Source organism: Gammaproteobacteria bacterium (assembly GCA_041395445.1).
Classification (GTDB): Bacteria; Pseudomonadota; Gammaproteobacteria; order Xanthomonadales; family Marinicellaceae; genus NORP309.
Genome location: JAWLAO010000008.1, coordinates 66,498 through 90,030 on the forward strand (window position 1 = coordinate 66,498; position 23,533 = coordinate 90,030).

22 protein-coding genes and 2 pseudogenes are annotated in these 23,533 nt (G+C 38.4%); 20 read left to right on the forward strand and 4 right to left on the reverse strand.

Annotated features, from left to right (window positions below; translation table 11 throughout):
* The first annotated feature begins 10 nt into the window (after positions 1–10).
* The 10 genes from R3F25_12335 to R3F25_12380 all read left to right on the forward strand — a co-directional run bounded on the left by R3F25_12335 (position 11) and on the right by R3F25_12380 (position 10,100).
* Complete coding sequence (locus R3F25_12335) at positions 11–790, forward strand: hypothetical protein (protein ID MEZ5497589.1); 780 nt, start codon at positions 11–13, stop codon at positions 788–790.
* A gap of 191 nt (positions 791–981) precedes the next feature.
* Positions 982–2,817 carry a translational GTPase TypA gene (typA, locus tag R3F25_12340; GenBank protein MEZ5497590.1) on the forward strand — a complete coding sequence of 612 codons (1,836 nt, stop codon included), beginning with the start codon at positions 982–984 and terminating at the stop codon, positions 2,815–2,817.
* Entirely contained in the window at positions 2,817–3,392 is a 576-nt protein-coding gene (locus tag R3F25_12345; protein ID MEZ5497591.1) for a GNAT family protein, read from the forward strand. Before typA ends, R3F25_12345 begins: the two co-directional genes overlap by 1 nt.
* Positions 3,393–3,586: 194 nt before the next feature.
* Positions 3,587–4,747 (forward strand): VCBS repeat-containing protein, encoded by a 1,161-nt coding sequence (locus tag R3F25_12350; GenBank protein MEZ5497592.1) that lies wholly within the window; start codon positions 3,587–3,589, stop codon positions 4,745–4,747.
* A gap of 256 nt (positions 4,748–5,003) precedes the next feature.
* Positions 5,004–6,611, forward strand: a complete 1,608-nt coding sequence (locus tag R3F25_12355; protein ID MEZ5497593.1) for a carboxyl transferase domain-containing protein — start codon at positions 5,004–5,006, stop codon at positions 6,609–6,611.
* Entirely contained in the window at positions 6,612–7,019 is a 408-nt protein-coding gene (locus R3F25_12360) for a hypothetical protein (protein ID MEZ5497594.1), read from the forward strand.
* Positions 7,020–7,136: 117 nt separating this feature from the next.
* A complete protein-coding gene (locus tag R3F25_12365) occupies positions 7,137–7,727 on the forward strand; it encodes a hypothetical protein (GenBank protein ID MEZ5497595.1) in 591 nt (196 codons plus the stop codon).
* 127 nt (positions 7,728–7,854) lie between these two features.
* Positions 7,855–8,655 (forward strand): enoyl-CoA hydratase-related protein, encoded by an 801-nt coding sequence (locus R3F25_12370; GenBank protein ID MEZ5497596.1) that lies wholly within the window; start codon positions 7,855–7,857, stop codon positions 8,653–8,655.
* Between the two features lie 82 nt (positions 8,656–8,737).
* Complete coding sequence (locus R3F25_12375; protein ID MEZ5497597.1) at positions 8,738–9,361, forward strand: peptidylprolyl isomerase; 624 nt, start codon at positions 8,738–8,740, stop codon at positions 9,359–9,361.
* A gap of 13 nt (positions 9,362–9,374) precedes the next feature.
* Positions 9,375–10,100 carry a UDP-2,3-diacylglucosamine diphosphatase gene (locus R3F25_12380; protein MEZ5497598.1) on the forward strand — a complete coding sequence of 242 codons (726 nt, stop codon included), beginning with the start codon at positions 9,375–9,377 and terminating at the stop codon, positions 10,098–10,100.
* Between the two features lie 51 nt (positions 10,101–10,151).
* Here the strand turns inward: R3F25_12380 and R3F25_12385 are convergent, their stop codons facing one another.
* Positions 10,152–10,604 carry a hypothetical protein gene (locus R3F25_12385; protein ID MEZ5497599.1) on the reverse strand — a complete coding sequence of 151 codons (453 nt, stop codon included), beginning with the start codon at positions 10,602–10,604 and terminating at the stop codon, positions 10,152–10,154.
* Positions 10,605–10,840: 236 nt separating this feature from the next.
* Here R3F25_12385 and R3F25_12390 point away from each other — a divergent pair, with 236 nt between their 5' ends.
* The 4 genes from R3F25_12390 to truD all read left to right on the forward strand — a co-directional run bounded on the left by R3F25_12390 (position 10,841) and on the right by truD (position 15,337).
* Complete coding sequence (locus tag R3F25_12390; protein MEZ5497600.1) at positions 10,841–12,340, forward strand: aminotransferase class III-fold pyridoxal phosphate-dependent enzyme; 1,500 nt, start codon at positions 10,841–10,843, stop codon at positions 12,338–12,340.
* Between the two features lie 119 nt (positions 12,341–12,459).
* Positions 12,460–13,872, forward strand: coding sequence for an asparagine--tRNA ligase (gene asnS / locus R3F25_12395; protein ID MEZ5497601.1), 1,413 nt, complete (start codon positions 12,460–12,462; stop codon positions 13,870–13,872).
* A 116-nt stretch (positions 13,873–13,988) separates the two neighbouring features.
* A complete protein-coding gene (locus R3F25_12400) occupies positions 13,989–14,276 on the forward strand; it encodes an encapsulin-associated ferritin-like protein (protein MEZ5497602.1) in 288 nt (95 codons plus the stop codon).
* Between the two features lie 26 nt (positions 14,277–14,302).
* Positions 14,303–15,337: a tRNA pseudouridine(13) synthase TruD gene (truD, locus tag R3F25_12405; GenBank protein ID MEZ5497603.1), complete on the forward strand. Its 1,035-nt coding sequence runs from the start codon at positions 14,303–14,305 to the stop codon at positions 15,335–15,337.
* 77 nt (positions 15,338–15,414) lie between these two features.
* Here truD and R3F25_12410 read toward each other — a convergent pair whose 3' ends face one another.
* Positions 15,415–16,518, reverse strand: coding sequence for a choice-of-anchor J domain-containing protein (locus tag R3F25_12410; GenBank protein ID MEZ5497604.1), 1,104 nt, complete (start codon positions 16,516–16,518; stop codon positions 15,415–15,417).
* A 229-nt stretch (positions 16,519–16,747) separates the two neighbouring features.
* Here R3F25_12410 and R3F25_12415 point away from each other — a divergent pair.
* A pseudogene (locus R3F25_12415) lies at positions 16,748–17,619 on the forward strand (IS982 family transposase).
* Here the strand turns inward: R3F25_12415 and R3F25_12420 are convergent.
* On the reverse strand, positions 17,606–17,983 hold the full coding sequence (locus tag R3F25_12420; protein ID MEZ5497605.1) for an ASPIC/UnbV domain-containing protein: 378 nt from the start codon (positions 17,981–17,983) through the stop codon (positions 17,606–17,608). The pseudogene R3F25_12415 and the gene R3F25_12420 sit on opposite strands and share 14 nt — an antisense overlap.
* On the opposite strand from R3F25_12420, the pseudogene R3F25_12425 reads away from it, so the two are divergent.
* Together R3F25_12425 and R3F25_12430 are read left to right on the forward strand one after the other, a co-directional pair.
* A pseudogene (locus R3F25_12425) lies at positions 17,982–18,917 on the forward strand (IS5 family transposase). The gene R3F25_12420 and the pseudogene R3F25_12425 overlap by 2 nt on opposite strands.
* Positions 18,918–19,214: 297 nt before the next feature.
* On the forward strand, positions 19,215–21,500 hold the full coding sequence (locus R3F25_12430; GenBank protein MEZ5497606.1) for a carboxypeptidase-like regulatory domain-containing protein: 2,286 nt from the start codon (positions 19,215–19,217) through the stop codon (positions 21,498–21,500).
* A 51-nt stretch (positions 21,501–21,551) separates the two neighbouring features.
* Here the strand turns inward: R3F25_12430 and R3F25_12435 are convergent, their stop codons facing one another.
* A complete protein-coding gene (locus tag R3F25_12435) occupies positions 21,552–22,226 on the reverse strand; it encodes a YggS family pyridoxal phosphate-dependent enzyme (protein MEZ5497607.1) in 675 nt (224 codons plus the stop codon).
* A 132-nt stretch (positions 22,227–22,358) separates the two neighbouring features.
* On the opposite strand from R3F25_12435, the gene rpsU reads away from it, so the two are divergent.
* From rpsU to R3F25_12450, 3 genes are all read left to right on the forward strand, one after another.
* Positions 22,359–22,571 (forward strand): 30S ribosomal protein S21, encoded by a 213-nt coding sequence (gene rpsU, locus R3F25_12440; protein ID MEZ5497608.1) that lies wholly within the window; start codon positions 22,359–22,361, stop codon positions 22,569–22,571.
* Positions 22,572–22,596: 25 nt separating this feature from the next.
* A complete protein-coding gene (locus tag R3F25_12445) occupies positions 22,597–23,040 on the forward strand; it encodes a GatB/YqeY domain-containing protein (protein ID MEZ5497609.1) in 444 nt (147 codons plus the stop codon).
* Positions 23,041–23,102: 62 nt separating this feature from the next.
* The coding region (locus tag R3F25_12450) for a CHC2 zinc finger domain-containing protein (GenBank protein MEZ5497610.1) at positions 23,103–23,533 on the forward strand (431 nt) is incomplete at its 3' end.

A 23,533-nucleotide genomic window follows, 5' to 3' on the forward strand; every position in this document is an offset into this window, starting at 1 on the left:
AGGAAATATAATGAAAAAAAATAAATTAGCAAAAGCAATTGCTCCACTATTGTTATCTGTTTCTGTTGCTGCATCCAGTGCAGATATAGCAAGCGAAAGTGGGGTTGGTATAAATAATGGATTTACTCCATCCGGCACGTTGAATGTATTATGGGATCAAATCACAGGTCTTGTATCAACAAATGGAGCTCCAGATCAAGATTTCGAAGCTGCATTTGATGTTTATGATTCTTGGGGAGCGGATGATTTTGTTGTTGGCGGATTTGGGTGGTCTGTTCAAAGAGTCAATACACAAGGTACATATAGTGCAGGTGGTCCTGTAAATACAGTTGATGTAGCAATCCAGACTGATGCCGGTGGTGCTCCAAGTGGGACTGCTGTTTGTGATTATAGTGGGCTTACTGTTTCTACAGATGTAACAGGGTCTTATGGAATTGATTTACCAACGTCGTGTGATTTACCTACGGGTACATATTGGTTAGTTATGCAATCCAATATGGATTTTGGTGTAGCTGGTCAACACTTTTGGAGCAATACAACTACCACTTCAGGTAACTTAGCTCATTGGATAAATCCAGGTGATGGTTTTGGTTCTGGATGTACGTCATGGCAACCGGCAGGTTCAGTATGTGGAGTTGGTGGTGGTGTACCATTTGATAACTTGTTCTCACTGGAAGGCACAATGCTTCCTCCTCCGATTATTCCAAGTTTGAACTGGTTAGGTCTTACTTTGATGTTTCTAACATTAGGTTTTGTTGGTCATAAATTTATTAAAAAACAAGAAATTTAATAAAATCTAATAATGCAAGATTGAAAAGGGCGCCACTAGGGTGTCCTTTTTATTTAAATTGACATTATCAAATATTTTTTAAAAAATACTTCAAATATTGAATATCATTCTACAAATCATCTAATTAGCAACCTCTTTACCGTGAATTAAAGTATAATCGCCGCCTTTATTATTCACCGTCAGGAAAAATTGTGACAACTCATATTCGTAACATTGCAATTATTGCACACGTTGACCATGGAAAAACGACTTTGGTTGATGAATTGATTAAACAATCCGGAACTTTAGGCGATCGTGCCGAAGACCCAAATCGTCTCATGGATTCAAACGAACTGGAAAAAGAAAGAGGAATCACAATCCTATCTAAAACCACGACCATTCACTGGACAGACTCCAAAGGCGAGAAATACAAAATCAACATCGTTGACACTCCGGGTCACGCTGACTTTGGTGGAGAAGTGGAACGTGTTTTGAGCATGGTTGATTCAGTTTTACTTTTGGTTGATGCGGTTGACGGACCAATGCCACAAACTCGTTTTGTAACATCCAAAGCCTTTGAAATGGGCTTTAAACCTATTGTTGTGATAAACAAAGTGGATCGTGATGGTGCTCGATTAGACTGGGTGATGGAACAAACCTTTGACTTATTTGATTCTTTAGGTGCAACTGATGAACAGTTAGACTTCTCGATTGTTTATGCGTCCGCTCTTAACGGTTATGCCAATCTGGATGAAGAGGCTCGTGATGGCGACATGACTCCGTTATTTCAAACCATCGTTGACAAGGTGCACGCTCCGGATGTGGAAATTGACAAGCCGTTCCAAATGCAAGTCACCACATTGGATTACAACAGCTTTTTAGGTTTGATAGGAATTGGTCGTATCAAACGGGGACATATTAAAACCAACACACAGGTCACTATTGTTGATAAAGACGGAAATAACAGAAATGGCAGAGTATTAAAAATTTTTGGTTTTAAAGGCTTGGAAAGAGTGGAAGTGAACGAAGCCTCTGCCGGTGATATTGTTGCTATTTCAGGAATTGAAAATCTGGGAATTTCTGAAACTATTTGTGAAAGAGATAATGCCGAAGCCTTAGCTCCTTTAACTGTGGACAGACCAACTATTTCCATGCTTTTCTGTGTGAACAGCTCACCATTTGCCGGAAAGGAAGGTAAGTTTCTAACTTCCAGACAAATCAAAGACAGATTGGAACTCGAAGCGACCTATAATGTGGCATTACGAGTGGAATCCACCGATGATGCTGATAAATACAAAGTCTCCGGTCGTGGTGAATTGCACCTTTCTGTGCTTGTTGAAACTATGCGCCGTGAAGGGTTTGAAATCGCCATTTCACGCCCTGAAGTGATATTCCGTGAAATTGACGGACAAATTTGTGAGCCGATTGAAGATTTGATGGTGGATGTCGAATCCGAACACCAAGGTTCTGTGATGGAAAAACTTCTGGAACGCAAAGCTGTGATGAAAGATATGCAACCCGATGCTTCCGGTCGAGTTCGCATGAACTTTCATGCGCCAGCTCGTGGGTTGATTGGTTTCCAAAGTGAATTCAAAACTTTGACATCAGGAACAGGAATTATGACTCATATTTATGACCACTACGCACCGAAATTCGACAATATGGTCAGTGGCCGTAAAAATGGTGTGTTGATTTCCAACTCTCAAGGCAAGGCTTTAGCTTATGCACTTTTTACATTACAAAACAGTGGCCGATTACTGATTGATGCCAATGTTGATGTTTATGAAGGACAAGTTATTGGCTTGAATTCTCGTAGCAATGATTTAACGGTGAATCCTACCAAAGGTAAACAGCTAACTAATATTCGTGCCGCCGGAAAAGACGATGCTCTAATATTATCACCGCCAATTCAATTATCCCTCGAACAAGCCATGGAGTTTATCGAAGATGACGAATTGGTTGAGGTCACACCGGAATCCATTAGAATAAGGAAAAAACTTTTAACAGAAAGCGATCGTAAACGTGCAGGCCGCAAACCAAGAGATTAATGACTGAAGAAATCAAGTCAGCACCGGAAAATATTATCAATCTTGTCAATAATATTGAAATGACAAGCCAACGTCTGCGGTTGCATAAATTCGGTGCTGATGAAATTGAGTTCAACGTCGCCCATGAAATGGATGCGGGACTGATGAAATACATTCGTGACCCGTTACCTCTGGATAAAACTCGTGAGAGAACAGAAAAAATCGCTCAAGACTGGACAGGAGCAAACCAAGACTGGGCCGCTGTTTCACTGAGGCTTCTGGAAACAGGCGAATACATCGGATTAGTTTGTCTCAGATATGAGTCTCTCGAAAACGATACCATAGAAATCGGTTGGCGTTTGGATCACAAATATCACGGCAAAGGCTTTGCCACCGAAGCTGCTAAAAGCCTACTTGACTTCATCAAAACCCAAATCAAACCCCACAAAATCATCGCTTGCTGCGTTGCTGAAAACACCGCATCTTCTGGAATCATGCGAAAACTGGGAATGGAAAAAGAAGCTCATTTCAGAGAAAATTTTAAGCTTCAAGGACAATGGGTTGATGCTGAAGTATGGGGCTTGCTTCTAGGCTGACTCCCTTTCACACCTTCCTAGCCAAAGTTTCAAAAAAATACAAAAAATTGACACCATTAAATTCTGAAAGGTTATTTATATGATTTCCTAATACAAGAATTATTTAATTGTAGTTCTATGTTGTATTTCATATTTTTATGTGCTATTAGTATACACGAACCCATTTGTTAACCACGACTAAGGAGTATACTGACATGGTAAATTCACTGCATAAACTTTTTGTTTTTCTTACGTTTTTTATTACGCTTTCAAACTTCTCTTACGCTCATAAGAATCAATTTACAACCGATTTCAATGGCGATGGAAATAATGATTTATTAAGCCTTTTAAGTTCCTCAAATCAACTACAGATTAATTTCGGCGATGGAGCCGGTTCTCTAACTTCAACAGTTCTTGTCAATTTGAATTTATTGAATCTACCTGTTCAAATTGATACATATGATATAAACACTGACAATTTAATCGATGTAATTGTGATTGATTCAAACGGGAGTGTTTTTAGTTTATTAAATAATGGAGTTGGGGGATTTGAAGCTCCTGCTACAATTAATGTAGGACTGCAACCTCTTGAAACGACAACTGATTTGAATATTGGTGATTTTGATAATGATGGATTTATTGACATCGCAGTAACAATATTTGGACTTGTAAATGCCCGCGTTGCAATTCTCCATGGAGATGGAATTGGTAATTTTGGAACACCGTTAACTATCGAGCTTGCTCTAATGTCTAACCCTATTCAACTTTTAACAGAGGATATAAATAGAAATGGCATTCTTGACTTTATTATTAAAGGAATTTCAGGAGCGGCCTACAAAGTTCTTGATGATGGGTTAGGTGGGTATGAGAATCCTTCAATAGCCCTTAACAGTTTACCAATTGGTAATATATATTTGAAAGATTTTAATCAAGATGGATTTCCTGATTTAATTGTTTTGGACGAAGTATTGGGAGTGCTTTCCATATACATAGGTGATAACCAAGGAAATTATGGAATAAGTGTTAACACAAATGTAGGAATATTACCAAAAGATTTAGTGGTTGCAGATATTAACCTTGATGGTCTCAGAGATATAATTGTAGTTAATGCTACTAGCAATACTATTAATGTTTTGCTTAATGATGGACTTAGTGGAGTAGTTAATGCTAGTGGAATGGTAATTGCAGATTTATTAGGTATTTTACCTCCACTTTCCACACCAGTAAGTATCGTTGAGGGATACTTTAATTATGATTGTGTTTTGGATTACGGAATTTGGAATGAGATGACTGAAAGTTTTGTAATTTTAGTAAATCAAAGTGGCCCTTCTACTGAAGATTTTGTCTTTTGTTCAGTTTTTGAAAACGGAAAATAGAGGTATTAGTGAAATAATGTTTCCGGTTTAACAAAGCCGGAAACATCTCAGCTTTACAGTCAAAATTTTCTCAAGTTCTTTTGTAAATACAAGACTTAAGGAAGTATTACAAATCCAGAGTTCGGGCTCATTTTTTTAACTAGCAAAGAATAAAAGAACTTCATAGTTGATAATAGTTAAGCGACAACTCATTAATCCTTTCAGATATTCTGAACTGTCTTTAATGAAATAAATTTATCATGATATAATCCCGCGAATGACAATTATCAAAAACACAATCAATAGCGAGTCGGCGGAATTCGCAGAGAATTACCAATTTATGCACGAATTGGTGGATGATTTGCGTGAGAAAACTGCAAAAGTTTCTCTTGGTGGTTCAGAAAAATCTCGAGAGAGGCACACTTCCCGGGGGAAACTTCTGGCTCGGGATCGCATCTATGGCTTACTCGACAAAGGCACGCCTTTTCTTGAATTATCAGCACTTGCAGCCAATGACATGTATGACAATGCCGCTCCCGCTGCTGGTGTTGTTACCGGAATTGGTATGGTTCACGGGCAAAATGTAATGATTGTTGCCAATGATGCAACGGTTAAAGGTGGGACTTATTTTCCTTTGACAGTTAAAAAACATTTACGAGCACAAGAAATTGCTTTAGAAAATCATTTACCGTGCATTTACATGGTGGATTCCGGTGGTGCGTTTTTGCCTTTGCAGGATGAAGTTTTTCCCGATAAAGAACATTTCGGACGAATTTTCTACAATCAGGCGCAGCTTTCTTCCAGAAATATTCCGCAAATTGCTGTAGTGATGGGTTCATGTACTGCCGGTGGTGCTTATGTTCCGGCGATGTGTGATGAAGCAGTGATTGTCAAAGAGCAAGGAACAATTTTTCTCGGCGGACCACCTTTGGTGAAAGCCGCAACCGGCGAAGTGGTGGACGCTGAAACTCTCGGCGGCGCTGAAGTGCATTCGTCCATTTCCGGTGTGACTGATCATTTTGCCAACAATGATGAACACGCTTTGGAAATCACCCGCAATATTGTTAAATATTTGAATCGTAAAAAACACGATTGGCTGCAAAAACAAAAAACTCAAGAGCCACTTTACAACCAAAAAGATTTATACGGAATTATTCCGCAAAGCACACGAATTCCTTATGATGTCAGACAAATTATCGCTCGTATCGTTGATAAGTCGGAATTGCAGGAATTTAAAGCCAAATACGGAACGACTTTGGTTTGTGGCTTTGCGCATATTCACGGCAATCCGGTTGGGATTATCGCCAACAACGGCATTTTATTTTCCGAATCCGCACTGAAAGGCGCTCACTTTATCGAATTATGCAATCAACGCAAAATTCCTTTGGTGTTCTTGCAAAACATCACCGGATTTATGGTTGGTAAAGAATACGAACAAAACGGCATTGCCAAAAACGGTGCAAAAATGGTAACAGCTGTTGCTTGTGCTTCAGTTCCCAAGTACACCGTTGTGATTGGCGGATCATTCGGTGCCGGAAATTATGCTATGAATGGTCGTGCTTATGGTGGTCGATTTATGTGGATGTGGCCGAATGCACGAATTTCGGTCATGGGTGGGGATCAAGCGGCGTCGGTCTTAACAACCATTAAACAGGATGGAATGGACAAACGCGGAATCGATTGGGATGAAGCTGAAAAACAAGCCGAATACGACAAAATCAAACAGCTTTACGAACATCAAGGCAGTCCATACTATTCCACCGCCAGACTCTGGGATGATGGAATTATCAACCCAATTGACACCAGAAAAGTACTGGCTCTGGCCATCGAAGCCGGTCAAAATGCACCGGTTGAAGACACCAAATATGGTGTTTTTAGAATGTAAATGGAAGAGTTGCTCAACAATCCGGAAAAACTTTTAATCATTGGTGCAATCTACCACATTGCTTTTGTGGTGTTTCATCTTCTTTTCTGGAAATTGTTTGATTGGGTCGAAGATTTGAAGAAACTTTCTTTCACCAACAAAGCTGTCATGCAGATAATGAATCTGCGATTGATATTTATCTTTCTGGTTTTTGCATATATTTCATATTTTAATGGCAGTGAACTGCTTAGTACTAAACTAGGACTGACTTTGACAGCTTCAATCGCCCTGTTCTGGGGATTCCGTAGTGCTGAACAAATTTTTTATTTTGGCGTGAATAATATAGCCTCGAATTTGTTATTTCTGGTTTTTGTATTTGGAACTTTGTTGTATAGTTGGGTTTTCTATTTAAGCCTGAGTCTAAATTAGTTAATATTTGAAATTGAACTTCTTTTGAATGAACAACACTAAAATTTGAAATTTTCTTATTGACAATTCACCCCCCCTTATAACATTTAGATTCCATTAATAAATATGAGGTTACTTATGAAATTTTTTATTCCACTAATGATTGTATCAACAATGGTTCAGTCACAAGTTTCCAAAGAAGATATTGGTAAAGTACTTTATAGTGCTGATACCACACCTACAGAAATCACAGCAGATCTTTATGAGAAAGGTCAAAGCCAGGAAAATCAAGAGAAAGGTTATCGATTCATTAAAGCCGAAATCTCAATCCCTCAAATAAAGGACGGACAAGAAATTATCAACGGGTCAAAAAGTTTATTCGCTGATATTCAACACGACGTTTATGGGAATGATATAGAAGTTGATGGTGTTCTTGATTCAGCAACAGTCACCATTCCTTTTGAGTTCGACCCTGAAAAACAATTATTTAGTGAATATCTCGATAATATGCAGGGTGTTATGGAAGATGTTATGAATAAATATCCAGCAGTCAAATCTGGCGGATGTAACCGACTTCCTTTAGGTAGTACTTACACATCGGTGGAATACTGGTTACAAGGTTGTGTTAAAATCACGAGAGTTGCGCAATGTAGAGATATTGGTCAAGGAGTGGCGTGGTATAGTATACGTGAAGAAATGGAAATCCAACCTAGTTGCATTATACCATAGTTCATTTTTTACTTTTATCTACTTAAGCCGAAGCTCTGTCTTCGGCTTTTTTGATTATAGTAGTTTCATTAATTCCATAGCCCATCAGTCATGATATAATGCTGAAAATTTTTTATAATCAAATCCAATGAAACAATTTTCCATGTATAAAACCATCAAAGTCGAAGCGGATAAACGTGGCGTTACAACTGTCACAATGACTCGACCTGAGGTGCATAATGCTTTTAACGCCGAAATGATTGCCGAGCTCACTTCTGCATTTGATGCTTTAGACAAAAACTCCGACACCAGAGTGATTGTTTTGCAATCGCAAGGTGAGTCATTCTCCGCCGGTGCTGATATCAACTGGATGAAATCCATGGTGAAAGCGACGCAAGCTGAAAATCAGGAAGATTCTTTGAAACTGGCAGCATTAATGCGTGCTATCAATTTTTGTAGCAAAGCGGTTATCGCCCGTGTTCAGGGTTTGGCCCTTGGAGGCGGAGTCGGACTCATTGCCTGTTGCGATATTGCCATCGCCAATGAAGAATCCAAATTCGGTTTGACTGAAGCAAAGTTAGGTTTGGTTCCGGCAGTGATTTCGCCTTATGTGATTGATGCTATTGGTTCTCGTCATTCTCGTCGTTTTTTCCAAACAGCGGAGATTTTCAATGCTGAAAAGGCTTATGAAATCGGGTTGATTTCAGAATTTGTTCCGCATGAAGAATTAGATGAGCAAGTTGAAAAACAAATCAGCTTTCTTTTAAAAACAGGTCCGAGTGCAAAGACGATTAGCAAAAAACTAGTTCACTCAGTGTCTGCTAGAACCATTCCCCAGCAGAAGAAAATTGATCAGTACACCACTCAGGTGATTGCGGCGGTTCGGGTTTCTGAGGAAGGTCAGCTCGGTTTAAAAGCCTTTTTAGATAAGAAAAAACCCAAATGGTGATTTTTCTTTGATTGAGCATGGAATCATGCTCTGTTAAAATGGTCAACCATTAGTAATACAAAATGATTCAAAGAGTAAAATAATGAACAAACTAGCTAAAACAATTTTCATTTGCCTGAGTTTAATGGTTTCATTGGCGTTATCAGCAGCTCCGGTATTGGTCAAAATGCAAACCAATCGTGGTGATATTTATTTGGAACTTTATCCTGAAAAAGCTCCATTGAGTGTTGCAAATTTCACACAATATATCAAAGAAGGTTTTTATAACGGAACAATTTTCCATCGAGTCATTAGTAACTTCATGATTCAGGGCGGTGGTTATGACCAGGATTTAGTTCGTAAAAACACCAACCCTCCGATTCAGAATGAAGCCGGCAATGGTCTGAAAAATCTGCGTGGTACAATTGCAATGGCGAGAACCAATGATCCGCATTCAGGGACTTCCCAGTTCTTCATCAATGTTGTTGACAACCCTGCTTTGGATTTTACCGGCGAGCAAAACAGCAGAACATGGGGTTATGCGGTTTTCGGAAAAGTGATTGAAGGTATGGACGTTGTTGATGAAATCAAGTTGACTCCAACCGGGCCAAATCCTCCTTTCAGAAGTGATGTGCCAATTAAAACAATCAAAATTGAGTCTGTAAGTGTGATTGACAAATTACCATCGGATGAATCAAAAACGACTGAAGAACCTGTCCAACAATAATATTTAGATTATTGTGAGTTCGACTGTTTTATTCATTGCTGATTTACATTTAAGTCCACAACACCCGGAAATATTTCAGCGGTTCAAAGACTTCCTTCATGAAAAAGCCCGTCATGCACGGGCTTTGTATATCTTGGGAGATTTGTTTGAATATTATCTGGGCGATGATGCGATGGATGAACTCGCTTCACAAACAGCGCTTGAACTCCAACAACTCAATTCTAAATATCAGACCGAATGTTATTTTATGCCTGGGAATCGAGATTTCCTGGTGTCAGAAGATTTTGCAGAAAAAGCCAGCCTTAAGATTCTAACTGATCCGACAATCATTCAACTAGAAGAGAAAAAAATTATCCTTACTCACGCAGACGAACTTTGTACGGATGATATTGAATACCAGAAAATCCGCACTCAACTCCGGTCTGAACAATGGCAGCAATGGTTTTTGTCTCAAACCATTGAACAACGCATTGAATTTGCCAAACAAGCTCGCCAGAAAAGTATGGAACACACTCAATCTGCCAGTTCTGAAATTATGGATGTGAATCCAGATGCTGTTGAAAATTTATTCAAACAATTCGATTGTCAGTTAATGATTCATGGACACACTCATCGACCGGCATTTCACACCACAGAAATCAATAATCAACAATGTTTAAGGATGGTTGTTGGCGACTGGCATTATCAAACCAGTTATATTAAATTCGAAGATAATAGCTTTAAATTGATTAACAAATAAAAAAGCAACCACATTTCGTACAGTTGCTTTTTCTTGAAATTAAGCAATTAATCAGGATTCTGGTACTAGCTTTGCGGAGACCCAACCTAAGACGGCTCCGGCAACCACAAAATACAAGACGCTTTCAGCAGTCCACCATAACCAAATCGCATCCGGCAAATTAAAAATACCAGACCAGGCAGCTGACCAGCCAGCCATAAAAACGGTCAACATCACGCCATATTTAATTCCTTTCAACAAGCCACTGCCTGAAAAAGACGACCTGACCATAGAATAGATTCCCGCAATAATGATTGCGAAAATAACACCTGTGGTAATCCAGCGTGGCATCAATGCAGCCATATCCGGTGGATCTTGCATCAATTCCGGTCGCCAAAATGCTGCTGTTTGCTGATAATACGGATCTAGAATTCCTTCGTGTAGAAGCGGACCGGTTATCATTCCTAAAAGAAATTGAACCAAATAAAATATGATTCCCCCGATTAAAGCGATTTTAAGATTCATAAAATTCTCCCCTATTTGTTTTAATTTTTATCGCAAATAACACAACTTTCATGCCATTTGACAATTAATTTTAGCAAACAAAATCGTGTCGGAAAAGCATTACTTTTGACTCCTGAACAAAAATTCTGTATAAAAATACTGTAAGATTTCAAAATGTTTACGCTCAGCCCATATTGAATTCGACAAGATTCTGCTAAAATATCGGCTGTTATAAGAATAAAGACTTTGAGGATATCATGACTGCATTAGAAAAGTTGCACATTATGCGAAAGACGAAAGGGGATGTTTTAACACATGGATTGAGTGATGAGGTTATTACAGACTTTTTAAAATCAGACGAAAATTTAGAAAAAGCCATCAATTCAGCTTTTAAGTGTTTTGAACAAATAAAAAAAGAGTTTGCAGACCTAATCGACATGGGCGAAAGAGAACAAATGAGACTTGTTCAAAGTGACTTCGTTAATTTTTATTCAGAAGATGCTGTCAACCCATATGTCTCTGTCGCAGCAAAAGGTCCTTGGTTGGTCACACTTAAAGGAGCTGTTTTACATGACAACGGCGGTTATGGTATGTTAGGGGCAGGACATGCTCCTGATTTTGTATTGGAAACAATGAGCCGACCTCATGTAATGGCAAACATTATGACGCCATCAATTCCACAAATGAGGCTAACCAGAGCTCTGAAGAAAGAAGTGGGACACACACAAGGTCAATGTCCTTTTGAGAAGTTTGTCTGTATGAATTCCGGCTCAGAAGCGGTAACTGTTGCCGCCAGAATTTCTGACATTAATGCCAAGAAAGTAACAGAGGCCGGCGGTCGTCATGCCGGAAAGAAAATTAAAATCATGTCTTTAAAAGGCGCTTTTCATGGTCGTACTGACAGACCTGCCCAGTATTCGGACTCTTCTTTACCCGGTTATAAAAAATATTTAGCTTCTTTTGCTGAAAGAGACAACCTGATTACAGTTCCAATTAATGATGACGATGCATTGAAAAAAGCTTTTGAGAAAGCTGAAAAAGAAAATGTATTTGTCGAATCCTTATTCATGGAACCGGTCATGGGAGAAGGAAATCCTGGAATGTCAATCACTCGCGAGTTTTACGAGACTGCACGCCAATTGACAAAGGATAATGGTACATTATTGCTTGTGGATTCGATTCAAGCCGGATTGAGAGCCCACGGATGTTTATCTATCGTGGATTATGCAGGATTTGAAGGAATTGATCCACCGGATATGGAAACCTATTCAAAAGCCCTCAATGCCGGTCATTATCCAATGTCGGTTTTAGCAATGACCGATGCAACTTCTAAAATGTATGTCAAAGGTGTTTATGGAAATACTATGACCGCCAATCCCAAAGCGATGGATGTCGCCTATGAAGTATTAACTCGAGTTGATTCTGACTTGAGAAAAAATATTGTTGAACGAGGCAAGGAGTTTGTGCAAAAACTTAAAGGTCTTCAACAAAAACTTAACGGCAAAGTGACCAATGTACAAGGAACCGGTTTATTGTTTTCTTGTGAACTAGCACCGGAATATAAAGCCTATGGTATAGACTCAATTGAGGAATACATGCGTTTTAGAGGAATTGGTGTTATTCATGGTGGAGCAAACTCACTCAGATTTACACCTCATTTTGCTATCACTTCCAAAGAAGTCGATCTGATTATTGATGCCGTCGAGTATGCAATTTTAAATGGACCCAAAGCAAACGCTTTAGACAAAGCCAGTTAATAATTTCGGGTGAAAACTCAAACAAACAACAGGGAAATCTTGTTGTTTGTTATGAGTTACACGATAATCCTTTTTTGAATTTTCACTACACAACTTAAAGGTAAGTAAAGGTAAAACGCATGATTGATATTTCTGTTGATATTTCTATCAAACAAGCACTCCAGGGAGAGATTGCTTTTGACACAACTGTAACGATTAAAGGTTGGGTTAGAAACCGCAGAGACTCTAAAGGTGGTTTTTCATTTTTAGTGATGCACGATGGTTCTTGTTTTGATGCCATTCAGGTCATTGCTGATGATTCACTTGAAAATTATGAAGATGAAATCAAACATTTAACAACAGGATGTTCGGCAATTATTACCGGAAAACTTGTGAAATCCGGTGGCCAAGGTCAATCTTGTGAAATTCAGGCTTCTGCTGTTGAAGTGACGGGCATGGTTGAAGACCCTGAAACCTATCCGGTACAACCCAAGAGACACACAATGGAATTCTTACGAGAGGTTGCACATTTACGCCCTCGTACCAATACTTTCAGTGCCATGACACGTGTTCGCAACACATTGGCTCAAGCTGTTCATCGTTTTTTTCATCAAAACGGTTTTTTCTGGATCAGTACCCCGATAATCACTGCTAGCGACTGTGAAGGTGCCGGTGACTTATTTAGAGTCACACAACTGGACTTGGCAAACTTGCCAATGACTGATAAAGGTGTGGTTGATTATTCTAAAGACTTTTTCGGAAAAGAAACCTACCTGACAGTTTCAGGACAACTGAATGTAGAAACTCATGCCATGGCATTATCAAAAGTTTATACTTTCGGCCCGACTTTCCGTGCAGAAAACTCCAATACAACTCGCCATCTCGCAGAGTTTTGGATGATAGAACCTGAAGTGGCATTCAATAATTTGAGCGATAATGCAGATTTGGCTGAGGATTTCCTCAAGTTTGTTTTCAAAGCTGTCCTCAATGAAAATCCGGATGATATGCAGTTTTTCGACCAATTTGTACAAAAAGGCGTGATTGAAAGATTAGAGTCTTTCCAAAATGACAGTTTTGCCCGTGTTGAGTACACTGATGCCATAGAAATTTTACAAAAATCAGGTCAAAATTTTGAATACAAACCGGAATGGGGAGCTGATTTACAAACTGAGCATGAAAGATATCTGACGGAAAAACACTTCAAGAAACCTACAGTTATCATGAACTATCCAAAATCTATCAAACCATTTTATATGCACTGCAATGATGACGATAAAACTGTTGCAGCAATGGATGTTCTAGTTCCGGGTGTTGGAGAGTTGATTGGCGGTTCACAACGTGAAGCCCGTGTTGATGTTTTATTGGAAAGAATGAAAGAGCATCATCTCAATCTTGAAGAATACAAATGGTATATTGATTTGCGTCGCTATGGAACAGCTCCTCACGCCGGTTTTGGTTTGGGTTTTGAAAGATTGGTGAGTTATGTCACCGGAATCAATAACATCCGTGATGTGATTGCATTCCCAAGAACACCGGGTAACGCTCGATTTTAATTGAAAATCCGATTGATTCAGTTGAAATATTCAATTGTAGAATTGATACAAATCAATAACTGCTTTGCATAAAATTCGCTATAATAAAAGCCAGATTTACAACTTGGAGAACTATTATGGCGAATGAAGGTTATCACGAACCGATTGAAGAACTATCCGATGAAACTCGAGACATGCACCGTGCCATCACATCCTTGATGGAAGAGCTTGAAGCGGTCGATTGGTATGCACAAAGAATGGATGCCTGCAAAGATGAAGAGCTTAGAGCCATTTTAAAACACAACAGAGATGAAGAAAAAGAACATGCTGCTATGGTTCTGGAGTGGATTCGCCGTCGTGATCCTGAGTTTGACAAAGAATTGCGTGACTACTTGTTCACTGATAAACCAATTGCACATAAGTAATTTATTAGAACCTCAGGGTAAAAGTCATGAGTGTTGATTTTGATGCACTCTTCCCTACTTTTAACCAGATTTCTGCAAGTGGCCAGATTAAATGCAAGGATGCTGATTTTATCGTTACCGAACATACTGATATTGACTTCACCGGAGATGGGGAGCACCTGTGGCTATACGTTGAAAAGATCAACTCAAATACGGATTGGGTTGCCAAACAACTTTCCAATATTTGCCAGGTTCCACGAATGCAAGTCGGCTTTGCCGGTCTAAAAGATAGACATGCAATAACCAGACAATGGTTTAGTGTCCAGCTCCCTAAAGTTTCTGATATTTCAAAAATCAACTCTGCTTTGCCTGATGAAGTTCAAATCATTAACTCATCATGGCATAACCGAAAATTAAAAACCGGACAGCTCGATTATAATCATTTCGAAATTTTGATTCGGAATATTGAAGGCGATAAAAACTCAGTTGATGAGAATATCGAGAATATCAAACGATTTGGATTTCCTAATTATTTTGGTCCACAACGATTTGGAATCGAAATGGGCAATATTGAAAAAGCCAAAGATTGGTTCTCAGGGACTTATAAAGTCAAAAACAAAAACCTCAAAAGTTTGCTCATTTCAACAGCCAGAAGTTATATTTTCAACTCAATTGTAGCCGAGAGAATCAAACAAGGCATCTGGAACAAATCAGTCAAAGGCGATATATTCCAGCTTCAAGGTAGCAATTCGTGGTTCAAAGATTCAGATGCAACACCTGATGAAATCTCCACCCGATTAAAGGATTTTGACATCAACATAACCGCTGCCATGTGGGGTGAAAACCAATCAATTAGTAATGATGAATGCTTGGTTCTGGAAGAAAATATTGCAAGCCAATTCCAAACATTCCAGCAAGGGTTAACAAAATTCAGATTAAAACAAGAAAGGCGTTCCATTCGTTGTATAGCTTCAGAGCTTAGCCATGAATGGTTTGATAAAAACCTTAAACTTTCGTTTAGCCTCCAACCGGGAAGCTACGCAACCGGATTGATTCGAGAAATCTTAAACTATTCGGAATAAAAAAGCCTGTCAAAATCTAACAGGCTTTTCAATGCTTAAACAACCAAACCTTTATCAAGGTCTGATTTGTTTCTTACTTATTTAGCAACAAGTCTTCTACCGGCAAAACCAACCATCACCAATAACAGTAACATCAATCCATATTGACTCAAAGTTGGAATCACACGAGTCGGACCGGTTACACCGGAAACACCGTTATTATTTGCAGGTACATTGTCTGTTTCATCAGCTGAAACAGAACCACTCATTGACATGCTTCCATAACCTGAAACATTAGCAACTACATTACAAACAGCCGAACCACCATTTGCTAATGTTCCGATGTTCCATGATAAATTACTACCTGCAACCATCATTCCACAATCATCAGAAACATAGTCTAAACCGGAACTCAAAGTTGCTGATACAGCTGTATTATTCGCATCACCAGGACCATTATTTGTCGCAGTCAATGTAAAGTTTACAGCATCACCAATACCCAATTGACCGACTGCATTATTTGAAATCGTTAATTGAACATCAGCCTCAGGTGCACCTGCAACCCACTCAACGCTATCAATACCAATATAATCTGAATTGTTCCCAAACGGACCACCATCAGCAACCCAATATACAAATGCAACACGACCTGTGCCATTAACATCGGATGTGAATTGAGTCCAATCTTGCGGATAACCACCAGAATTTAAGCCAGGGTTAATCTCTGTAAGCGTATTAGTGAAGTCTCCGAATCCACCAAAACAATCACCAGTTGTAGTTCCGCCTGTAGGGCTATGAACAACTACCAATCTATCAGGATAAGTACTTCCAGTTGCTGTCCTGGTCCAGAATGAAACAGTTTGTAAGTAACCCAAATCCGGCATTATTAACCAGTTACAGATATTTGAACCTGATGTATTATTGTAGTTAGCCGCTATATATTCAGTCGAACCACCTGCCTGTGCTGCAAATACAGCATCATTTCCTTGAAACCAGTTAGTCGTTCCTACGGGGTTGGATTGATTGTCCATAATCCAACCTGGAAGATTTGTAATATCAACAAAACCTTCTGATGTAGCGCCATTAATCACTTCCGGAGCAGGCGCTGTGCTATCTGACAAATAACCCGTTCTGGCTTCATTATCTGCTGAAAATGCCATACCTGACGACATCACTAAAAATAGAATAAGTGTTTTTTTCATTATTTATACCTCTGAATTATACTCTAGGGTAGAATCTACCATATGTTAGAGTTTTGTTAAAGGTATTTAAGCCCGATTACTCAAAACTATTTGCAAAAATCATAACCGCATCTTGGTACTTAATAATATGTTTACCCGTGGTGCATTTAGCAAAAAGCTAAAAAAGTAAGTTACTCATTAGCAAAAGCCGTGTATATTTAGGATTCTCAACATCAAAATACACTACAAAATGAGTAACTTAGAATCTAGTTATACCAAAATATTAAATACATTGCACCAAGTAGAACCCAAAAGAACTTTTTAAATCAAATTAGAACTCCAAAACTAAGCGATATTGAGTTAATTGCAATCAATATTACATCAGAATACCTGAATTGACTCCGAAAGAGACTTGTTTAACAAACTGCCTCAGTACCTTCTGGATAAAATTGAAAGAACCGTATATAACAGAAGAAAGCGTGGATTATTCCTTTATATTGAACAAGTTAGGAAGAAAATGGCAGAGGCAATGATTGGCGATGACAAACACTTTGTCATCGACAGTATGCCCTTGAGGTCTGCAAAATGAGCCGTGCCGCTAGGTCAACAATCTGCAAAGAGGATATGAACTCATCACCCAATCATGGGTATTGTGCATCTCAAAAAATGAGCTTCTATGGATACAAACTTCATTCAGTATGCTCTTCTGCCGGTGTTTTCAAAAGTTTTGATTTGACACCGGCTAATGTCCACGACATCCATTATCTGAATGATGTTAAAGAACAGCTTAAAAGTTGTTATTTAATTGGTGATAAAGGTTACCTGAGTCATAGCATTCAACTTGATTTATTTGAAACGAGGGAAATTAGGCTGGAGGTTCCTATGCGTAAAAATCAGTTTAACTTCAGAAAGATGCATTGGATACTTTCAAGAACCAGGAAACGAATTGAGACTTTGTTTTCTCAGCTTTGCGACCAATTTATGATTCGCAGAAATTATGCAAAAACATTTGATGGGTTCAAATCCAGAATACTTTCAAAGTTAACGGCTTTAACTGTAATTCAATTTATCAACCACTCCGAAAATCGTAATATTAACAATTTAAAAATTAAAATTGCCTAAATGCACCACGGGTATGTTTACTATTAAGTGCAAGTACGGTTATATCTTGAATAAGCCCACTTGGCCACTTAACTTTCACTTGTAACAGGCTATTACCTCCTAATCCAAAATGCTGAATCATTTGATTTCCTGCTCCTCTGGAATCACCACTATTCACCTCGGAGATTAGCGTATTTCCATCTGATAATGACAACTCAACTCTTGTGCCAATAGCATTCCTATTCACATTCATCCAACCTTCAAATTGAAGTGCAATCCAGTTATTTGAATTCGATGTGATATTTTTATAGAGACCTTTGCTAGAAACACAAGAAATTTGAAAAAATGTTAAACTACCATAGTTCACAAAATTTATTAAAATCATGTCTTGGAAACAACTTAGCCAATCAAGCTTAGCCGACTCACTAGCCAGCCACCATAAATCCCTTGAAGAACTTGATGATATTCATGAATTACTGGACTGGAGTCGAATTGAAGCTCATCTGAGAGATATGTTTTCATCCAAACGAGGAGAGCCGGCATGGCCTCCGCTATTAATGTTTAAAATCATGTTACTGCAACAATGGTATGGACTGAGTGATGAAGGCATGGAAAAACAATTGGCACGAGATTTATTATTTCGTCGTTTTACCGGACTTGGTTTAAGTGATGGAACACCGGATCATACTGTTATCTGGCGTTTCCATAAACTGATTGGAAAATTAAAACTGGCAGAGGTTTTATTTGAAGAAATCAACCAACAACTTTGTGAACAAAACATTATGATTAGAGCCGGAGGAGTCAGTATTATTGACGCCACAATAATCGAAGCCAAAAACTCTCGTCCTAAAAATGGAAAAAGCGGTGAGAATACACAGGATAAAGATGCTGCTTATACCAGTAAAAAAGGTTCAGATGGCAAGCTCAAAACCACTTATGGTTTTAAACTTCATGGTAACAGTGATGAAGATGCCTTTTACAAAAATACACCTGTACTGCTGCCAATGAGCATGATTCTAAACAATTTAAGAACTGCTTACAGGAGAGGAATCTCAGGTTTATGCTGATTGTGCCTATAAAAGCAAGGAATATGATGAGTATCTTCAAGGAATAAAATAAAAAATAAAATACTTTGAGCGAGCTACTGCAACAAGCCTCTGACTGAGAAACAAAAGCAGGCTAACACATGGAAGTCTCAGATTAGAAACTGTGTGGAAAGTGTATTTGGAATATTAAAGCTTCATTATGGTCTCACTAAAGCCAGACATGGAGGATTAATGCAATTACATACATCAATAGGCTGCTGCCATGGCATATAACCTTAAAACGGTAAAAATACAAAATAGTTGTGCCTGAAATATGGCAAAACACCCCGATTAGCACTCAAAAAGCTAGTCGGGATTAAGAAAATCGGAACAAATAGTGGTTTTTATCGAAAATCGAAAAAATCAGAAGTTTTAATCAATCAAGCAAAGGTCTCTCCTAAAAATAAACTTTATAAGTCTATAATAAAAACTGTTAATTGTGTAACAAAATTTAACAAAAAGTTAATTACTAATCATTATTAGGTTTATTGATATGGTATATTAATTGCAAAATTCAAATAGGGGATGATCATGAAACCAATTTTCTTAATTCTTACACTTGTCAGTGTAAGTCTTTTTGCACAGGATAAAAGTCAGATTTACTCTGACATGTTGCAAGATATTCAATACGAAAAAGTTAAAGCCGATCCTGCATTATTGAGAAGCCTTAAAGAACAACACAATAAGTTCAATGCCTCAAAACTAACAACTCAATTTTCAAGCAAAGGAGCTATTACAGCCTTCATCAATGGAACAATCACGGAAAATGCGGGAAGTACCGGTTTACCGGGATATACTGTAAATCTCTTAAAATATGATGAATTACAGCAAAGATTTAATTCTTATAATACCACTACCACTATTACCGGAGGAATTTATACACTAACAATTACTGAAACAGGAGTTTACTCAGTATCAGTTGGCGATCCTTATGATGGAGATAATTATTTGTCCTATATATGGAATGTTACAAATAACTCTCCGCAACTTTGCTCTTTTTGTGATGAATCTTCCGACACTCATGGATTTGTTATCGATTCAAATATAACTATCAACAATATCAATTTTTCACTAGAATTGGGTGGAACCATCGAGGGTAATATTTCGGATGCAACTACAATGCTACCGGTATCTACTTTGGAAGTAGAATTATTCAACACAGATTCCAATACCCCGTACTACTATATTTATACCGATTTGGATCAAGTGACTGGTGACTATATTGCCAGAGGGGTTCCTGCTGGAAATTACCGATCTTATTTAACTGCCAGTTACGAAAATAATATGCATATACCAGAAATATACGGTGGCCCACAATGTAATATTTGTTATCCTTTGGTAGAGGATGGTATTGGCTCAGTTCTTGCCGTAGCAGGTGGAGTTACTTTGTCAAATATAGATTTTAGTGTTGAAGTTGGAGCCAGTATTTCCGGTTTCCTAGTTGATCAAATTGATTTGCAGCCTCATTATGATTATGGAGCTATCTATGTTTTTAACGAGCTGAATTATTTAATTGCATATGTCATTGTTTATGGTAATGAATTCAACCCAGTTGGTGACGGATCATATACAGTTGGTGGATTACTCCCTGGCAGTTTCTATATTCAAGGGGGCGACTTGGGCAGAAGGTATTATCAAAGAGAATTATTTGAAAGTATACCGTGTCCATATTCAGGTTGTGACAGAGGAGATGGTGACCCGGTTGTTGTTGGTAGTCAGCAACATCTGGCAGGAGTCAATATTCAACTCAATCTCGGTGGAAAAATCGAGGGGTTTATTAAAGACGCTGTTACAGGCGCAGGCTTGACTACTCTCGATGGGGCGACTCAATGGTTTCAAATTTATGACAGTGCAGGAAATGTTGCCGGCGGTGGTCGTGTTTATGATACGGTGTCAGGGGCTTTCAATCTTGCCCGAGCCGTTGCTCCTGGTAACTATTATTTAAGAACAGGTTCTATGTTTAGTGGTGAATATAACGAGCCATATATTGAAGAGTTATACAACAACATTCCCTGCCCCGGAATATCTTGTGATTTAACTTCAGCAGGATTAGGAACACCTATCACTGTTGTAGAAAGCGCAACAACATCGGGTATCAGTATTGAGCTATCTGAAGGGAATTCTTTTACCGGTTTAATTACTGAATTAGGAGGAGTTAACCCGATACCCAACGTGCACGTTCTGGCTTATACAGCAACCAATCCGCCAAAATTTGCTACTTGGGCAACGACTGATGCAACAGGTAATTTCACAATTTATGGGTTACCTGATGGCGATTACTATTTGTTAACGAATAACGGTTCTAACTTACCATTTATGGGACTTTTCCCAGCTGGCTCAGCCGGCTGGATTGATATTCTTTATGATGGAATCGCTTGCCCGGGAGGAAGTTGTGATTTTAACACAGGGAATATAATATCTTTACCTCTCGGTTCCACGCTTGGCTCAATGCCCGATATAACAATGACGTTGAACCAAGGGGCAACAATATCAGGTCGTGTCACAGACTATTATTTAAACACACCAATTAGTAATGTTTTCATCAACGTGTTTGATTCAAGTGGGACATTTATAGCATCCCAAGTGACCAACTCCCAAGGCGAATACACTACAATCGGTCTGCCTGCTGGAACTTATTACTTAACAACCAGTAGTTATGAGGTTATTGTTGATGAAATTTATGGAGGCAGTTATTGTTTTGAATCGAATTGCGACCCATTATCCGGCACTCCAATAGTATTAACAAATCAACAAACAACTACCGGATATGATTTCAAGCTGAAACCTGATTTTATATTCTCTAACGGGGTGGATTAAGTAAAACCTTTCAAATTAAACTCGGGAGCATATATATTTTTGCTTCCGAGTTTAATCTCTGACACCAAAAATATCAGTTCCAACTCGAACCATTGTCGTATGGCATGCGATGGCTGATTCTAAATCATTAGACATTCCCATTGATAATGTGTCTAGCTCACCTATCTTTTGCATTCTTTTAAAAACATCAAAACAATATTGAAAATACTCTTTTTGAATCTTTTCATCAAATGCCGGTGGTGGAATACACATCAAACCACGAATTTTTAGTTTTACAAATTCAGGTGAAGACTTAATCATTTCTAAAATTTCTTCTTCAGAACACCCACTTTTACTTTCTTCATTTCCAACTTTAAGTTGTAATAATACATTCAAAGGTTGCTTATCATCCGGTCGTTGATTATTGAGGCGGGTTAGTATTTTTTTGGAATCCACAGACTGAACCCAATCAAAATACTTGGCAATGTATTTCGTTTTGTTGGACTGAATTGGTCCTATGAAATGCCACTCGATTTCTAAATCACGCAGAAGTTCGATTTTTTCAACTGCTTCCTGAACATAACTCTCACCAAATTTTCGGTGTCCGATGTGATAAAGTTCTTTAATCTTCTCGATGGGTTGTTTTTTACTCACAGCTAATAAATCAACTTGATGAGCTATGCGATTCTTTTCACACGAATCTTGAATTCTTTTCAACACAGAGCGATATTGAGCTTCAATAGACATGGTATTTATGCTTTTAAAAAGGTATTTTAACTCTTTTTCATTGAAAATCTAAAAACTTTTCTTTGCCATTCTTAAACTCTCAGTTAAAATACTCGCCTTTTTTGTAATCTAACTACTTGGAGAAAATAACTAATGCCTAGCGTAAAAGTAAGGGATAACGAACCTTTTGATATCGCTCTGAGACGTTTCAAACGTGCTTGTGAAAGAGCGGGAACACTTGCTGAATCACGTAAAAGACAGTTCTATGAGAAACCAACTCAAGAACGTAAAAGAAAAGCTGCTGCTGCTGTTAAACGTACAGAGCGTCAAGCAAGAATGCAAAGAATTCGTAAGCGTAAATACTAAAATTTCTTAGGAAAGTTTTAAAACAATGTCTTTAAAAACAACCATTCTGGATGATATGAAACTTGCCATGCGCGAGAAAGACAAGCAGAAAGTGTCTGCTTTACGTCTTTTAACAGCCGCAATTAAGCAAGTTGAGGTTGATGAACGAAAAGAACTTACTGATAGTGATATCATCTCAATCGTTACTAAAATGATTAAGCAAAGAAAGGACTCGGTTCAGCAATATCAGAAAGCCGAGCGTCAGGATCTTGCAGATCAGGAATTGTTTGAAATCGGCATTCTAGAAAATTATCTTCCAAAACAACTTTCCGAATCTGAACTTGATGAAATTATCAGCAAAACTGTTTCTGCTGTTGGAGCTGCAAACATGGCTGATATGGGCAAAGTGATGGGGCAACTAAAGCCACAACTTGCCGGCAAAGCTGACATGTCAATTGTCAGCCAAAAAATCAAAGCATTACTGCAATAGTTTCTTTCTCTTTTTTTCGCACAAGGATGTGTGATAACATAAATCATTTAGGCTAAAATTAAATGGCTGGCATCCCTACAGAGTTTATCAATCAGGTTTTAGATAGAATTGATATTATTGATGTCATCGCCCCCAGAGTTTCGCTTAAAAAAGCCGGCAAAGACTATCAGGCACTCTGTCCTTTTCACACTGAGAATACACCTTCATTCACTGTCAGCCAGCATAAGCAATTCTATCATTGTTTTGGTTGTGGAAAGCATGGTTCGGCCATTCGGTTCTTAATGGACTTTGAAGGAATGGAATTCGTTGATGCCGTTGAAACTCTGGCACAATCGGCAGGTTTAGCCATACCCAAAACGTCTTTTCAGCAAAATAATAAAAGCAAAAATTTATACGAATTAACCAGCCGAGCCAATCGTTTTTTCACCTATCACTTCAAACATTCTGATGTTGCCAAACGATATATGGCGCAAAGAAATATCTCCCAGGAAGT

Coding starts and splice junctions, on each gene's coding strand:
- R3F25_12360 (MEZ5497594.1), top strand. CDS start 6,612: ATGGAAGAGTTGCTCAACAATCCGGAAAAACTTTTAATCATTGGTGCA.
- R3F25_12350 (MEZ5497592.1), top strand. CDS start 3,587: ATGGTAAATTCACTGCATAAACTTTTTGTTTTTCTTACGTTTTTTATT.
- R3F25_12430 (MEZ5497606.1), top strand. CDS start 19,215: ATGAAACCAATTTTCTTAATTCTTACACTTGTCAGTGTAAGTCTTTTT.
- R3F25_12410 (MEZ5497604.1), bottom strand. CDS start 16,518: ATGAAAAAAACACTTATTCTATTTTTAGTGATGTCGTCAGGTATGGCA.
- asnS (MEZ5497601.1), top strand. CDS start 12,460: ATGATTGATATTTCTGTTGATATTTCTATCAAACAAGCACTCCAGGGA.
- R3F25_12435 (MEZ5497607.1), bottom strand. CDS start 22,226: ATGTCTATTGAAGCTCAATATCGCTCTGTGTTGAAAAGAATTCAAGAT.
- R3F25_12385 (MEZ5497599.1), bottom strand. CDS start 10,604: ATGAATCTTAAAATCGCTTTAATCGGGGGAATCATATTTTATTTGGTT.
- R3F25_12445 (MEZ5497609.1), top strand. CDS start 22,597: ATGTCTTTAAAAACAACCATTCTGGATGATATGAAACTTGCCATGCGC.
- rpsU (MEZ5497608.1), top strand. CDS start 22,359: ATGCCTAGCGTAAAAGTAAGGGATAACGAACCTTTTGATATCGCTCTG.
- R3F25_12375 (MEZ5497597.1), top strand. CDS start 8,738: ATGAACAAACTAGCTAAAACAATTTTCATTTGCCTGAGTTTAATGGTT.
- R3F25_12370 (MEZ5497596.1), top strand. CDS start 7,855: ATGAAACAATTTTCCATGTATAAAACCATCAAAGTCGAAGCGGATAAA.
- R3F25_12365 (MEZ5497595.1), top strand. CDS start 7,137: ATGAAATTTTTTATTCCACTAATGATTGTATCAACAATGGTTCAGTCA.
- R3F25_12390 (MEZ5497600.1), top strand. CDS start 10,841: ATGACTGCATTAGAAAAGTTGCACATTATGCGAAAGACGAAAGGGGAT.
- R3F25_12355 (MEZ5497593.1), top strand. CDS start 5,004: ATGACAATTATCAAAAACACAATCAATAGCGAGTCGGCGGAATTCGCA.
- R3F25_12420 (MEZ5497605.1), bottom strand. CDS start 17,983: ATGATTTTAATAAATTTTGTGAACTATGGTAGTTTAACATTTTTTCAA.
- truD (MEZ5497603.1), top strand. CDS start 14,303: ATGAGTGTTGATTTTGATGCACTCTTCCCTACTTTTAACCAGATTTCT.
- R3F25_12345 (MEZ5497591.1), top strand. CDS start 2,817: ATGACTGAAGAAATCAAGTCAGCACCGGAAAATATTATCAATCTTGTC.
- R3F25_12400 (MEZ5497602.1), top strand. CDS start 13,989: ATGGCGAATGAAGGTTATCACGAACCGATTGAAGAACTATCCGATGAA.
- R3F25_12335 (MEZ5497589.1), top strand. CDS start 11: ATGAAAAAAAATAAATTAGCAAAAGCAATTGCTCCACTATTGTTATCT.